This is a genomic window from Xanthomonas sp. NCPPB 2866, assembly GCF_041475745.2.
GTDB classification, from domain to species: domain Bacteria; phylum Pseudomonadota; class Gammaproteobacteria; order Xanthomonadales; family Xanthomonadaceae; genus Xanthomonas; species Xanthomonas arboricola.
Genome location: NZ_CM192975.1, coordinates 2320711 through 2334857, shown reverse-complemented (window position 1 = coordinate 2334857; position 14147 = coordinate 2320711). Strand labels below are relative to the sequence as shown.

Sequence of the window (14147 nt, the reverse complement as noted above, 5' to 3'; positions counted from 1 at the left end):
GTGTTCATCCCAGCAACTCGGCCATGGCCACGATGCGTCGCGCCACTTCGGCCAGTTTGACGCCCTGCTTCATCGCCTGCTGGCGCAGCGCCGCGTAGGCATCGGCCTCGCTCAGGCCGCGTTTTTCCATCAGCAAGCCCTTGGCGCGATCAATCAGCTTGCGGTCCTGCAGCGCCTGCTGCACATCGTCCAGGCGCTTGCGCATGCTGCTCTCCTGTGCAAACCGCGCAAGCGCCACCTGCACGATCGGCGCCAGCCGCGCCGGCGCCAGGCCATCGACCACATAGGCGGTGACGCCGGCGCCGACCGCCGCATGGATCAATGCATCGTCGCCATCGCCGGAAAACATCACCACCGGCCGCGGCGCATGTGCATGCAGCATCGACAGTTGCTCCAGGGTATCGCGCGAGGGCGAGTCGACATCGATCACCACCACATCCGGCTGCTGGCTCTGTACCGCGTGCAGCAATGCACCGACCGAGGCTACATCGTCGAGCACCGTATAACCGGCGCGCGTCAGTGCCTGACGCAGTTCGCCGATCGGCTTTTCGGTATCGTTGACCAGCAAGACACGCATTGGCGGCAGCGAGGCGTGGACGTGGCCTGATGGTGCCATGCAACATGCCGTCGGTGCGAGCCATCCTTTCGGAGTACGTCTGATGCCGTTGTTCCCGCTGTTCGCAAACCTGCAAGCACGCGCCGTGCTGGTCATCGGTGGTGGCGAGGTCGCCACGCGCAAGGTGCTGGCGCTGCTCAAGGCCGGTGCGCAGATCCGCCTGTATGCGCATGCGCTCTCGCCCGAACTGGCGGAACTGATGCAGGCTGGCCGTTTCGAACAACTGGACGGCGAGTTCGATCCCGCCTGGATCGACGACGTGTGGCTGGTGGTCGCCGCCACCGACGATGGCGAGTTGAATCAACGCGTCGCTGCTGCTGCCGGCGCGCGTCAGCGCCTGGTCAATGTGGTGGACGATGCCGAGTTGTCGACCTATCAGGTGCCCGCCATCGTGGATCGCGACCCGCTGGTCATCGCCATTTCCTCCGCCGGTGCCGCACCGATGCTGGCGCGCCGCCTGCGCGAACGGCTGGAACGCGAACTGGATGTCTCGGTCGGCCGCTTCGCCGGCATGTTCGCACGTCACCGCGAGCGCATCCGCAGCCAGTTTCCCGACATGAACCGGCGCCGGCGCTGGTTCGATCGCGTCATCGACGGCGATGTGCCCTTGCTGCTGCAGGCCGGCAACGACGACGCAGCCGAAAGTGCCTTCATCGCGGCGCTGGACGATGCCGGCGCGGTGCCGGCGCGCGGCAGCGTGCAACTGGTCGGCACTGGCCCGGGCGATCCCGGCCTGCTCACCATCAAGGCGCTGCGTGCGATGAATCTGGCCGACGTCCTGCTGATCGGCGACGACATCCCCGACGCGGTACTGGAACTGGCAAGACGCGATGCCGCACGCCGCGCCTTGCCGCAGCAGGCCGACGCCCAACAGCATCTGGTGCTGGAACTGGCCACAGAAGGCCTGCATGTGGTCGCGTTGCGCAGTGGCGCCGGTTACAGCGATGCCGATGCTGCTGCCATCGAAGCGGCGCTGCAGGCGCGCGGCCTGGCCTGCGATCGGGTGTCCGGCATTGCTGCGGGGCTTGAAAAAATCAACGCATGAGCGCTGCGCGTGTGCGCTGATGACACTTCAGGCCTTCGGAAAGCGCTTGCGCGCACTGTCGCGCACATCGATATCGAAGGTCACCTGCAACGCCGTCGGTTCGGCATCGCCAGCACCGGCATCGAAGCTGAAGCGCAATCCCTCGCGGCTGGGCAATTGCCGTGCATGCTGTTCCAGCGCATCGCGCGGCACCGACAACTGCCAATGCTCGGCAGTGCAATTGCAGGCCGCGTCACCGTCGCTCAGGCTGACGCTGTGGCGCAGCAGTCGCGCGCCCTGCCCGCTCGGCAAGCGGCTCAGATTCTCGACCGTGCGCCCGGCAAGCAAATCGGCCAATTCGGCTTCGTCGATGCGGAAGCGCAGCTGCTGAGCTTCAATCTGGATTTTCATGAATGAGCTGACTCCACTGCTCGGGCGTATTGCAATTGACGAACGCGGCGCGTTCGCTGGCGGTGACAGCGATGCGATGGCATTGCAGCGCAGCCTGCAGGGCGCGCAGCGAGCGTGACGAACCAGTTCCTGCCATCAGCGCAGTGAGCGCCTCACGCACAACGTCATCCACATACAGGCGCATCGGCAGCATCTGGTCTTCAAAGGTAACGCAGCGCCGATGCGGTGGCGCCAGCAGCCGATCCAGCAATGACCGGGACAGCAGCGGCATGTCGACCGGCACCACCACCAGTGTCGTTGCATCGGCGAGCCGATCGATCACGCTGGCCAGGCCACCAAGCGGCCCCAGGTCCGGCTGCGCGTCGGCAATCCCGGCGTAGTCCGGGCGATCGCCACTGATCACCACATTGTGCGCGCCGGCATCGCGCAGCAACGCCTGCATGTGCTCCAGCAATGGACGTCCGCGCCACTGCAGCAGCGCCTTGTCCTGCCCCATCCGTGAGGAACGGCCGCCGGCCAGCACCACGCCCGTCCATGCAGGTCTCGCGTTCATGCCGCCTGCTCGCCGGCACGGCATCGCACGACGTGCAGGTGCTGGCTCATGGCGCGATCTCCGGTGCAGCCGGCTGCAGATGGCCCAGCCCGAACACCTGCGCTGTCGTACCGGGCGCGGCGCCTTCGTCCTGCGGCTCCAGTACCGCCCACGCATTGGCCTGCAACAACGGCGCCACGCGGAACGACTCCTGCTGCGGCAGGATCTGCACGCAGAGCACTCCGGCAGCGCTGCAGGTCAAACGTGCGCGCAGGTGCTGCCGCCACAGCGGTCGTGCCTGCATCGGGGTTTCCAGCGCAACCTGCACGCCGCGCTCGGCCGGCATGCCAAGCAAACCGCGCAGCGCCGGCTCCACGAAAAAGCGCAGCCCGGCAGCGCTGGCCATCGGATTGCCCGGCAAACCGACATACAACGCACCGTCTGCGAAGCGCGCCAGCAACACCGGCTTGCCCGGCCGCACCGCAACCTTGTGGAACAGCACCGCCGCGCCATGCCCTGCCAAGGCATCGGGCACGAAATCGTAGCGCCCGCGCGACACCGCACCGGTGCTCAGAATCACCTCGGCGCCCGCATCGCGCGCCTGCGCAAGCGCCAGATCGAAACCGGCATCGTCATCGCCCACCTGTCCATGCCAGACCAGTTCGGCACCGGCTGCCCGCAGCTGGCTGAGCAGATAGCTGCTGGTGCCATCGCGAATCTGGCCAGGCCGCAACGGCTGCGCCGGATCGCCGATCAACTCGCGGCCGGTCGCAATCAAGGCCACACGCGGACGCCGCACCACCTGCACCCGCGCACAGCCCAGCCCGGCCAGCAGCATCAGGTGTGCGGCGCGCAAGACGGTGCCGGCCTCGATCACGCGGTCGTGCAAGGCCACATCTTCCCCACGTCGACGAATATGCTGACCGGCGCGGATATCGGCGCGCAGCCGGATGCGACCGGGCCGCGCGTCATCGTGCGCCAGCACGTCCACCTGCTCGATCGGCACCACGGCATCGGCGCCCGCGGGCAAACCGGCGCCGGTCATGATTTCCCACGCGCTGCCAGCCGTGATGCCACCTACATCTTCGCCTGCGGCAACGCTGCCACCGATCACATGTTCGCTGCCGGCGATCGCGCCACGGGCGGCGGTGACCAACGCAAATCCATCCATCGCGCTGTTGTCGAACGCCGGCAACTCCGCCGGGCTCGACAACACCTGCGCAAGCACACGCCCCTCGGCATCGGCACTGTCCACCCACTCGCCGGCAAGCACGGCGATCTGCCGATGGACAATCGCAAGTGCGTCGGCGTAGCTGATCATGAGCAAGGCACGGTCGACCGGTGGATGACCTGGCTAGGATACCGGCCCCCGACGCGGCCGGTACAGGCGCAGCAATCGCGGCATCACCGCACCCTGCTGCATGCGCGCCCTCGTCTCGACCAGGGCGCACGTCGCTTGAAGCCGCTAGAACGCCGCGCCCACACGGCAACTTGCACAGTGACATGCAGTTCCCCACGGTCTCCCTGCCGCATGCAACTCGTCGATCTTGTAGGCTGGCTCGCCAGTGCCGTCCTGATTGCCACCTTGATCCGCCAGATCTACAAGCAATGGCGCTCGGATGCGGCACAGGGCGTGTCGCGCTGGCTGTTCATCGGCCAGATCAGCGCCTCGGTGCTGTTCATCCTCTACAGCTACCTGGTCGGCAATGCCGTGTTTATCGTCAGCAATGTGCTGATCCTGCTGACCGCCCTCACCGGGCATGTGCTGCACCGGATCAAGCAGCGTCGGATGGAGCGTCACGCGGGCAGTATCGGCTAGCGCTGCCGCGTTATTTGGCGCTTTTCTTCGCCAGCTTGCGCGGCTTGGTGGGTCCGGTTGACTTGCTGGCGGCAGACCGCGTTGCGGCCTTTTTCGCCGCGGTCTTGGGCGTTTTCTTCGTCGTGGACGTGCGTGCCGGGCTTGCCTTCGCCACGGCACGCTTTCGTGGCCTGGGCACGGCCTCGGCCTGCGTTGCTGGCTCGGCTACCGCTTCGGGCACATGCACGCTGATCCAGGTCGGCGCATGATCGCTGGCCTTTTCCAGTGCACGTACCCACTTGTCCACGCCGGCGTCCTGCAGCCCAGGCGCCAGGGTGCGGTTGAGCAGCAGGTGGTCGATGCGCAACCCACGATCGCGCGCAAAATGCTGGCGAAAATAATCCCAGAAGGTGTAAATCGGCGTTTCGCCATGCACTGCAAGCAGGCTGTCGGTCCAGCCCTGCTCGAGCAGGGTCTGGTACGCCTGACGACTCTCCGGCTGCAGCAACGCATCCTTGCGCCAGCCCTTGGGGTCGTAGATGTCGGCATCGGTCGGCACCACGTTGAAATCGCCGATCAGTGCTACCGGGTGCGGTAGGTCCACCAGCGTCTTGGCGTGCCGGATCAGACGTTGAAACCACGCCAGCTTGTAGTCGAACTTCGGACCGGGCTGCGGGTTGCCATTGGGCAGATACAGGCAGGCCACCACTACCCCGTGAATTGCAGCTTCCAGATAACGGCTCTGCGTATCGCCGCGGTCCCACGGCAGCCCACGACGGATTTCGACCGGATCGGCGCCGTGCGCCAGCAATGCCACACCGTTCCACGACTTCTCGCCTTGCCAGATCACGCCATAGCCAGCATCGCGGATTGCCTGTTCCGGAAAGGCGTCCTGCGTGGCTTTCAATTCCTGCAAGCCGACGATGTCCGGTTGCTCGCGCTGTAGCCATTCCAGCAGATGCGGCAGCCGGCTAGTGATGCCATTGACGTTGAATGTCGCGATCTTGCGGGTGGTGGCGGACATGGGTGAGCGACCAGGCATGCGTAGCTGCGCAGCATCGCCGCCGTGGCATTAAGCAGATGCTCAAGCGAGGTGAAGCTCTGTTGGATATCTGCGCACGCGCTCACGCTTCGCAAACCATCAGCCTCCGTAGGCTGGCCCCACTACTCATTGTTGGAGATCGCATGCGACAGTCCGCGCTCTGGATTGCCCTGCTGTGCGCCGGCTGCTCGCGCAGCCCGCCTTCGGTTACCCCACCGGGCGCGCCTGAAAGCGCCAAGACCAATGTGCTGGAGGCCGGTGCCAGGGTCCTGCAACCGACCGGGCCGGTCGGCAAGCTCGACATCTACCTGGTGGGCTTCCATCCGATGAAGGACGCACCGGATGTACAGATGGAAGCGCATCACTACTGCCATCAGGTCAATGAAGACCTGGCGCAATGCGCGCTCTACGACGGCAATACCGATCAGGCCAACCTCACCGGTATCGAGTACATCATTTCCGAACAACTGTTCGCGCAGTTGCCAGAGCACGAGCGCAACTTCTGGCATCCGCACAATGGCGAAATCCTGTCGGGCCAGCTATCCGCGCCCAACCTGCCGCTGGTTGCGGAGAAAGAACTGATGCGCAGCAAGCTAAACAGCTATGGCAAGACCTGGCACACCTGGCATTCGCGCAACGGCACCGCCGCGGGCGATGCATTGCCGCTGGGCGAGCCGATGCTGGCCTGGTCGTTCAATCGCGATGGCGAGGTGCAGCAACCGCTGATCGATCAGCGCGACAAGCTGGCCACGTTCTCTACCGCGCAACGTCGCGCCAATCGCCAGGACCTGACCCCGCTGGCCAGGCCGCAGCACGGAGTGGATGCCTTGCGGCCGCACTTCGGCAATGTCGAACCGCTCCCCGGGGTGGTCGACGCAAGCACCCCATCCGACTGAACCCTCAAGACCTGGCCGCCCGTAGCAACTGCAATCGGGGGCCAGGCATTCGAAGTCCATCGACAAGGTGCGGACGAGCGGACGCGATCTCACACGTCCATACCGTCACGCAGGCGCCGTAACGCCTTGCCCATCCACAGATGCCGGACACGCTGCATGCGCTCGACCGATGGCCGAGCGCGCTCTCGCCCATCTGCACCCTGCAGACTCAACGTGACACAACTGCCCTCGCATCCAGGCGCAGTCCGCACATGCAGCAACACGCCCAGCTGCAGGCCGCGACCGCCATCAACCTGGTAACGCACCGATTCACCCAGGCGCGCCTCACCACGCTGCAACCCGACAACGCCGCGCCGACACCAAGTGGCCTGCAGCGCCCAACGTGATGCATGCCCATCGCCAGCGACCAGCTCCGCCACTCCACGCAGGATGCGTCGCTGCACATTGGCATCGCACCACGCATCCAGGATCTGGTGCGGCTCGGCCCGGATGATCAGGCGACGCATCCACTTCATGGGGTCTTCAACAGCGGCACCCGGTGTTGCCGGCAATCCAGGCATGCCTTAGCGTCCGGCACCCTTGCTGCCGGCCTGCAGCGTCTTGGCAGCCGCCAGATGCTCGGCGACATGGCTGCGCGTGGTCTGCAGATGCGCCAGCACCTGTGCCGTCTTGGCCGCAGGAATCAGTTGCTTGTCCAGCGCCGCCAGTGCGTCAGTGCGTCAGTGTGGTCCTTCACCATTGCCGTGACGTAGGCGGCCTCGAAGGCCTTGCCGTCGAGCTTCTGCAACACCGCCAGTTCGGTCTTGGCCTTGCTCATCTGCGCCTTGGCAGCGGCAGCAGACAGGTCCGGCGACCACTTGGCCAGCTTCTGATTGTTGTCGGTATGCTCCTTGACCATCTGCATCGCATAGTCGCGCAGGCCACCTTGCACCTGCTTCTGCAGCGCGAGATTGGCCGCACTGATTTCACTGGTGTTGATGGCGCTCAGGGTGCCTAGCGCCTCACGCTCCTTCGCGCTCGGGGAATTAGTGCCCGCCTGTTGCTGGGCAGTGGCGGGCATGCCGGCCTGCGTTGCGTTCTGCGCATGCGCAGCGGCGGTGATGCCTAGACACAGGGTCAGCGCCGCAAACATCGGGTGACGTACTTTCATATGGATCTCCAGCCAGAAGGTGTGCCTTCATGCTGGACCTCGTCGCGTGACCCGATCGTCGTACCGGCGTCGAAAGCTGGAGAGGAAACCGTGCTGCACCGCAGTGCGCTTCACATGGAGTGAAGGTGGCATGGCGTCCGTGTTGGGCGACTTAGGACGGTGCTGGCACACTGAGCAACCGGCTCCCGTTCCCACGGAACATGGCTCGAGCCGTCCGGCTGCCTTGGAATACTCAGCATTCAGGACTGCGAATGCGCACTTGCAAGACTGCACGTAGAGCAAGGCCCGCCGGGTCAGGCGCCGGGATCCGCAGGGCCCAACTGATGCGCCGACAGGATGTCGTCGATGCGTTTGACGATTTGCGCCGCCTGCTCCTGCGACTCTGCGGCAGCGGTGATCTTCTCTGCACGTGCGTGGAATACATCCCAGAAATCGTCCGGATGCTGGCGACGAATATCAGGCAATGCATCGGCAAGTTGTTTCAATTGCGCGTCGATATCGGGGGTCATTGAGGGTCTCCTTGTGTGCCCACGCTACCGCCGTGCTGGTGAGCCTGATGCCAACATGGCAGTCCTGTGCATCGCACGGCCTGCGTTTGCGCGACAATGACGCCATGAGCAGCCACGATATCTCCCCTGCAGACGCCCGCCTGCGCGCCCTGCAAGGCGCCTTGCTGATCGACATCCGGCAGTTGCACGAGCGTGCCGGCGGCCAGGCCGAAGGCGCGTTGGCGATTGCGCAACACGATCTGGAAACCGCACCCGCACAGCATCTGTCGGAGCAGACGCGCGAGATCGTGCTGATCTGCCAGAGCGGCAAGCGCTCGGCACACACGGCGGAGATCTTGCGCGCGCACGGCTATACGCAGGTGTCTTCGGTGCTCGGTGGCACCGCCGCATGGACCGGCGCCGGCCTTCCCTTGGCGCGCCCTACCCTGCCGCCGGACGAGCAGGATTTTCTCGAGCGCTACTCGCGCCATCTGCGCCTGCCGCAGGTTGGTCTGGAAGGCCAGCAGCGCCTGGCGCAGTCGCGCGTGTTGCTGGTCGGTGCAGGTGGGCTCGGCTCGCCGGCGGCGTTCTATCTCGCTGCCGCCGGGGTCGGCCACCTGCGGATCGCCGACGACGATGTGGTTGACCGCAGCAATCTGCAGCGCCAGATCCTGCATGTGGAAGACAGCGTCGGCGTCGCCAAGGTCAGCTCGGCCGCGCAGCGCATTGCCGCGCTCAATCCACGCGTGCAGGTCGAGGCGCTGCAGGCACGCGTGACTGCCGACAATGTCGAAGCCCTGCTGAAGGACGTGGATGTCGTGGTCGACGGCGCCGACAATTTTCCTGCGCGCTATCTGCTCAACGATGCCTGCGTCAAACTCGGCAAACCGCTGGTCTACGGCGCGGTACAGCAGTTCGAAGGGCAATTGAGCGTGTTCGATGCCGGCCGCAAGCGCGGCCATGCACCTTGCTATCGCTGCCTGTTTCCCGAGCCGCCGCCGCCCGAATTCGCCCCCAGCTGCGCCGAGGCCGGCGTGCTGGGCGTGCTGCCCGGGGTGATCGGATTGCTGCAGGCCACCGAGGCGATCAAGTTGCTGCTGGGCATGGGCGAGACCCTTACCGGGCGCCTGCTCAGCTTCGATGCATTGGCAATGCGCTTTCGCGAAATCCGGCTGCCGCCCGACCCGCATTGCCCGGTGTGTGCTCCCGGTGTCGCATTCACCGGATATGCCGATTACGCCGCCTTCTGCGGCAGCGCCGTCGGCTGAGCGCGACCGATCGGCGCTGGTTGTCGCTTCGCATCAGGCCGCCACGTTCCTGCGCGTGACGTGGACGGGGCAGTCTGCTACTACGTGCGCCCTCCGTCGCTGCCATTACGTCACGCACCGTCGGCGTTCAGTGCCGAAGCCGCGAAAGGACCGGCCTGCCCGCCTGACGGCGAGCGCGGCCCCTGCTGTTTGTCGCGCGTGCTGTACCAAACGCTCAAAGCGCGTAAGGAATCACCCGCACGCTCTCGCCCGCCTCGAAACGCCGTGCCTGCTCGGGCAACACGATCAAGGCATTGCTGTCGGCCGCGCCACGCAGCAGGTGCGATGCATCGCCCCGATGCGGCAACGCCGTCAGACGCCCGTCTTCGCCGCACTCCAGCCGCCCGCGCAGGAACTCCAGGCGCTCGTGGCGTTTTTCCCACGGACTGGCCAGGGCCGCATGCCACAGCGGGCGCGGCTCGCTACGTCCCTGCAGGCCATCCAGCAGCGGCACGCCGTAGGCGATCAGCGTCGCCAGCACCGAGACCGGATTGCCCGGCAGACCCAGCACCAGGCAGCGGCCGATCTGGCCCAGCACCGCCGGCATACCCGGGCGCATGCGCACGCGCCAGAAGTGGATGCGGCCCAGTTCGCCGATCAGCTGCGGCAGATAATCCTTTTCCCCCGCCGAGACGCCGCCGCAGGTGATCACCACATCGAACGCCGCAGCCGCGTCTTCCAGCATGGTACGGATGCGTTGCGGATCGTCCGGCAGGGTCGGCCATGCGGTCGGCGCGTAGCCCAGTGCCCGCAGCTGCGCCATCAGCATGTCGCGGTTGCTGTTGTAGATCTGTCCCGGCCCCAGCGGCATGCCCGGCTCCACCAGTTCATCGCCGGTGGCCAGCACCGCGATGGTCGGCCGCGGCGCCACCGCAAGCCGCGACAGGCCGAGCGCAGCCGCCAGTCCGATCCGAGCAGGCGTCAACACCTGGCCGCTCTGCACCACCAGATCGCCCGCGCGCACGTCACTGCCGGCCAGACGCACCGCCGCACCCGGCGCAGGCATGCTATGGAAACGCATTACGCCATCGCGTTCCTGCGCATCCTCTTTCGGGATCACCGTATCGGCGCCATCGGGCAGCGGCGCACCGGTGGTGATGCGCAGGCATTGGCCGGCGCTCAGCGTGCCGCTCCAGCGCTCGCCAGCGAATTGCTCGCCGACCAGTTGCAATGACGCATCGCCGCCAGCGACATCGGCATGCCGCAACGCGAAGCCGTCCATTGCGCTGTTGGCGAAGGGCGGCAACGCGATCGGTGCGATCAGATCGGCAGCGCTGATCCGCCCGTCGGCACGCGAGGTGGCGATGTTCTCGTCGGGCGGACGGCTGTTGGCGGCGACGGCCTGCAGGATCTGCAGCGCCTGTGCATAGGGAATGCGGGAGGGATAGTCGGTCATGGCACGCAGGATACCAGCGCACCACGACGACTCAGAACGCCAGGCACTGCCAGTGCAGATGCCAGAAGGAATCACTGCACCTTCCTGGCGTAGCTCGCGGCACTGGACCACGGCAGTTGCAGGCGCTGCGGCCACTCCATCTGATGATCATTGGCCAGGCACGGGCCGTTCCCTGCTTACTTGCCCTTGACGTGCTTCATCAACCGCCTTTTGCGCGCCACCTGCCGTTCGGTGAGCGTGTTCTTCTTGCCCTCGTACGGATTGGCACCTTCGCGGAAGATGAAACGTACCGGCGTGCCGACCAGCTTGAAGCGCTTGCGGAAGAAGTTTTCCAGATAGCGCTTGTACGACTCCGGCAGCACCTTCAGGCGCGTGCCGTGCACGATGAAGGTGGGCGGATTGGCGCCACCCGGATGCACGTAACGCAGCTTGGAGACGTGACCACGGATGCTCGGCGGCGGATTGGTCTCGTAGGCGATTTCCAGCGCCTGGTTGACTTCGCTGGTGCTGAACTCGTGCGTGGCCGACGCGTGTGCACGGTGAATCGCCTGGAACAACTCGCGCATGCCCGAGCCGTGCAGCGCGGAAATCCGCACCGCCTCGGCCCAGCTGACAAAGCCCAGCTTGCGCGACAGCAGGTCTTCGGCCTGCGCACGCTGGTAGTCGCTCTGCCCGTCCCACTTGTTGATCGCCACCACCAGGGCGCGGCCAGCGTCCAGGATGGCGCCCAGAATGGTCGCGTCCTGGTCGGTGACGCCTTCGCCGGCATCGAGCATCAGCACCGCAACCTGGCATTGCTCGATCGCCTGCAGCGTCTTGAACGCGCTGAACTTCTCCACCGCCTCCTCGACCTTGCCGCGGCGACGCAGGCCGGCCGTATCGATCAAGCGGTACTGGCGCCCGTCACGGTCCATGTCCACGGCGATCGAATCGCGCGTGGTACCCGGCACTTCGGAGGCAATCATGCGTTCTTCGCCGAGCAGGCGATTGACCAGCGTCGACTTGCCCACGTTCGGGCGGCCGACGAAGGCGATGCGCACACGCGCCGGGTCGGTATCCAGCAGCTCGCCGGCACCTTCCTCGGGCAGACGTGCGCCGACTTCCTCAAGCAGTTCGTCGATGCCCTGCCGATGTGCGGCAGACAACGCCACCACATCGGAGAACCCGTAGCGCGCGAATTCCGAGCGCACGGTTTCCTCATCGGTGCCGTCGATCTTGTTGATGACCAGCACGGTCGGCCGCGCCAGCTTGCGCAGCCAGGCCAGGATCTCGTCGTCCAGCGAGGAGGCGCCTTCGCGGCCGTCGACCACGAACAGCACCAGATCGGCCTCGCCGGCAGCGGCGCGGGCCTGCCGCGCGGTGGCGCCGGCTAGGCCTTCCTCGTCACCGGCAATACCGCCGGTATCGACGACGATGAACGGGCGTTCCTCGTCGAGACGACAGACCCCGTAGTTACGGTCGCGGGTGACGCCGGGCTGGTCGTGGACCAGCGCGTCACGGGTGCGCGTCAGCGCATTGAAGATGGTGGACTTGCCGACATTGGGCCGTCCGACCAGGGCGACCAGGGGCAGCATCGCGAAGTCCTTATTGTGCCAACCGGAAGGCGGTGACATCGCCATCGGTGTTTTGTACCAACAGAATGCCGTCCACGACGATCGGCTGCGCCAGCAGCGTGTCGCGTCCAGCGCGAGCGCGCGCGGCCAGTGCACCGTCGCTGAGTTTCAGCCAGTGCAGATAGCCCTTGTAATCGCCGACCACGGCGTAATCGCCCTGGATGGCCACACCGGTCAGGGAGCGACGCGCCAGCGCGGCCTGCGACCACATCGCCGCCCCGCTGCTCTTGTCCAGGCCCCACACCGAGCCGGCGTTGTCGGAGACCACCACCACTGCCGACGACACGCCAACGCCACCGGCGCCGCCGTGATCGCGCGTCCACAGCGGACGGCCGCTCGGGCCTTCCAGTGCGAGGGTTTCGTTCTTGAAGCTGGTCGCATACAGCGTGGTGCCATCGAGCACCGGGGCGCCGTCCACATCGGCCATGCGCTCCAGCTCGGTGCGGCCTTCCGGCACGCCGATCGCCTGTTCCCACAACGGGCGGCCGTCCTGCAGCGCCAGGGCGCTCAAGGTGCCGCTGTCGTTGCCGACGAACAGCACGCCCGGGCCGGTCACGATCGGCGCATTGCCGCGCACCGACAGGGTCGGGCCTTCTTCGGCATGGAACCAGCGACGCTCGCCGGTGGCCGCGTCGAAGGCGCTGACGCGACCATCGTTGCTGCGCACCAACACCAGGTTCTGTGCAATCGCCGGTGCGGCGATGACTTCGTTCGGCACCTTGGCACGCCATTTTTCGGTGCCATCAGCCTGGTTCAAGGCAATCACGTCGCCAGACAGGGTGCCGATCACCACCAGGCCTTCGCCGACGCCGGGGCCACCGGACAGGCGCTGCTTGAACTTGCGATCGTTACGCTCTTCTTTCTTGGGCTTGTATTCCCACACGCGCTTGCCGGTCTGCAGGTCCAGCGCCTGCACGCCGCCGGTAATCGCCGCGGCGTACACCTTGCCATCGGCCACCGCCGGACGCTGGCGCACGCCGATATGGCCTTCGCCCTTGCCCACGCCGGTGGACCAGATCTTGTCGACCTTGACCGACGGCTCGAACTTGACCAGCTCGGCAGGTTCCTGCGCCTTCTTGGCAGCAGCGTCCTTCCCGGCAAACCAGCCCTTGACGGTGCTGCAACCAGCCAGCGACACGCCCATCAGGGCGATCATTGCAATGCGCTTGTACATATCAACCTGCTTCATCAAATCGGCTCCGCCGGATCGGGCACCTTGCCGCCCACATCCATCAGCTTGGTTTCCAGCAAACGGCGCTGCGGCGAGGCCACGTCCACCGTGGTCAGGGCCTTGGCGTAGAGCGCACGCGCTTCGTCCGGCTTGCCCTGCACGACCAGCGCATCGGCGCGGATCTCCAGGCTGGTGTGGTCCTGCGCATCGGCCAGCAGCTTGATCGCTTCGTCCGGCTTGCCGCTTTCGGTCAACACACGCGCCAGGCGCTGCTGCACGATCTGCTTGAGCTCGCCTTCGGCCGGCACGTCGCGCAGGGTCTTGATCGCTTCGGCATGCTTGCCGGCATCCACCTGGGCCTTTGCCAGACGCAATGCAGCCAGTTCGGCGTAGACACCGCCCTTGCCGTCATCGAGCGCCACGATGTCCTTGGCCGCCTTGTCCAGGTCCTTGCCCTGGATGGACTTGACCACCGCTTCGTAACGGGTATTGGCTTCCACCGATTGGGTGGCGGTGTGCTTCTGCCACCACTGCCAGCCCAGGATCAGGGCCAGGCCCACCACGATGCCGCCTACCAGCCCTGCGCCATTCTTTCTCAACCAGGAACGAACGCGTTCGCCTTGTTCGTGTTCGTCCAGCAGATCGTCGATCGCCATGCGTACTCTCGCTCCGTCATCCCGGAGGCGCGGAACATCAATAGGGA

At 65.8% G+C, this 14147-nt stretch carries 15 protein-coding genes and 1 pseudogene; 4 read left to right on the top strand and 12 right to left on the bottom strand.

The window, feature by feature from the left end; all coding sequences use genetic code 11:
• Positions 1–4: 4 nt before the first annotated feature.
• Positions 5–577 carry an ANTAR domain-containing response regulator gene (locus tag ACCQ04_RS10070; RefSeq protein ID WP_024940396.1) on the bottom strand — a complete coding sequence of 191 codons (573 nt, stop codon included), beginning with the start codon at positions 575–577 and terminating at the stop codon, positions 5–7.
• 82 nt (positions 578–659) lie between these two features.
• Between ACCQ04_RS10070 and ACCQ04_RS10065 the strand changes: the two genes are divergently transcribed.
• Positions 660–1661: an NAD(P)-dependent oxidoreductase gene (locus tag ACCQ04_RS10065; protein ID WP_226427830.1), complete on the top strand. Its 1002-nt coding sequence runs from the start codon at positions 660–662 to the stop codon at positions 1659–1661.
• A 27-nt stretch (positions 1662–1688) separates the two neighbouring features.
• On the opposite strand, the gene ACCQ04_RS10060 is transcribed toward ACCQ04_RS10065, so the two are convergent.
• The 3 genes from ACCQ04_RS10060 to ACCQ04_RS10050 are packed head-to-tail and all read right to left on the bottom strand — an operon-like array spanning position 1689 to position 3904.
• A complete protein-coding gene (locus ACCQ04_RS10060; protein ID WP_024940398.1) occupies positions 1689–2051 on the bottom strand; it encodes a hypothetical protein in 363 nt (120 codons plus the stop codon).
• A complete protein-coding gene (locus ACCQ04_RS10055; protein WP_104574574.1) occupies positions 2035–2604 on the bottom strand; it encodes a molybdenum cofactor guanylyltransferase in 570 nt (189 codons plus the stop codon). Before ACCQ04_RS10055 ends, ACCQ04_RS10060 begins: the two co-directional genes overlap by 17 nt.
• A gap of 46 nt (positions 2605–2650) precedes the next feature.
• Positions 2651–3904 (bottom strand): molybdopterin molybdotransferase MoeA, encoded by a 1254-nt coding sequence (locus tag ACCQ04_RS10050; RefSeq protein WP_372358758.1) that lies wholly within the window; start codon positions 3902–3904, stop codon positions 2651–2653.
• A 210-nt stretch (positions 3905–4114) separates the two neighbouring features.
• Here ACCQ04_RS10050 and ACCQ04_RS10045 point away from each other — a divergent pair, with 210 nt between their 5' ends.
• On the top strand, positions 4115–4402 hold the full coding sequence (locus ACCQ04_RS10045; RefSeq protein WP_024940800.1) for a PQ-loop domain-containing transporter: 288 nt from the start codon (positions 4115–4117) through the stop codon (positions 4400–4402).
• A gap of 10 nt (positions 4403–4412) precedes the next feature.
• Here ACCQ04_RS10045 and xth read toward each other — a convergent pair whose 3' ends face one another.
• Positions 4413–5405 carry an exodeoxyribonuclease III gene (xth, locus tag ACCQ04_RS10040; protein ID WP_104574570.1) on the bottom strand — a complete coding sequence of 331 codons (993 nt, stop codon included), beginning with the start codon at positions 5403–5405 and terminating at the stop codon, positions 4413–4415.
• A gap of 161 nt (positions 5406–5566) precedes the next feature.
• Here xth and ACCQ04_RS10035 point away from each other — a divergent pair, with 161 nt between their 5' ends.
• Positions 5567–6319 carry an OBAP family protein gene (locus ACCQ04_RS10035; RefSeq protein WP_226427828.1) on the top strand — a complete coding sequence of 251 codons (753 nt, stop codon included), beginning with the start codon at positions 5567–5569 and terminating at the stop codon, positions 6317–6319.
• Between the two features lie 89 nt (positions 6320–6408).
• On the opposite strand, the gene ACCQ04_RS10030 is transcribed toward ACCQ04_RS10035, so the two are convergent.
• From ACCQ04_RS10030 to ACCQ04_RS10020, 3 genes and pseudogenes are all read right to left on the bottom strand, one after another.
• The gene (locus ACCQ04_RS10030) at positions 6409–6834 is read right to left on the bottom strand and encodes a hypothetical protein (RefSeq protein WP_102581673.1); all 426 of its coding nucleotides are present in this window, start codon (positions 6832–6834) and stop codon (positions 6409–6411) included.
• A 48-nt stretch (positions 6835–6882) separates the two neighbouring features.
• Positions 6883–7469: pseudogene (locus ACCQ04_RS10025) on the bottom strand (DUF4142 domain-containing protein).
• A gap of 293 nt (positions 7470–7762) precedes the next feature.
• The gene (locus ACCQ04_RS10020) at positions 7763–7978 is read right to left on the bottom strand and encodes a hypothetical protein (protein ID WP_154831983.1); all 216 of its coding nucleotides are present in this window, start codon (positions 7976–7978) and stop codon (positions 7763–7765) included.
• A 104-nt stretch (positions 7979–8082) separates the two neighbouring features.
• Here ACCQ04_RS10020 and moeB point away from each other — a divergent pair, with 104 nt between their 5' ends.
• Positions 8083–9225, top strand: a complete 1143-nt coding sequence (gene moeB / locus ACCQ04_RS10015) for a molybdopterin-synthase adenylyltransferase MoeB (protein ID WP_226427826.1) — start codon at positions 8083–8085, stop codon at positions 9223–9225.
• A gap of 214 nt (positions 9226–9439) precedes the next feature.
• On the opposite strand, the gene ACCQ04_RS10010 is transcribed toward moeB, so the two are convergent.
• From ACCQ04_RS10010 to ACCQ04_RS09995, 4 genes are all read right to left on the bottom strand, one after another.
• Entirely contained in the window at positions 9440–10660 is a 1221-nt protein-coding gene (locus ACCQ04_RS10010) for a molybdopterin molybdotransferase MoeA (protein ID WP_179465873.1), read from the bottom strand.
• A gap of 176 nt (positions 10661–10836) precedes the next feature.
• Positions 10837–12234 (bottom strand): ribosome biogenesis GTPase Der, encoded by a 1398-nt coding sequence (gene der, locus ACCQ04_RS10005; protein WP_016904421.1) that lies wholly within the window; start codon positions 12232–12234, stop codon positions 10837–10839.
• 10 nt (positions 12235–12244) lie between these two features.
• Positions 12245–13462, bottom strand: coding sequence for an outer membrane protein assembly factor BamB (gene bamB, locus ACCQ04_RS10000; protein WP_065031390.1), 1218 nt, complete (start codon positions 13460–13462; stop codon positions 12245–12247).
• Positions 13462–14100 (bottom strand): YfgM family protein, encoded by a 639-nt coding sequence (locus ACCQ04_RS09995; protein WP_054590942.1) that lies wholly within the window; start codon positions 14098–14100, stop codon positions 13462–13464. The genes bamB and ACCQ04_RS09995 overlap by 1 nt, the downstream gene beginning before the upstream one ends.
• Positions 14101–14147 lie beyond the last annotated feature (47 nt).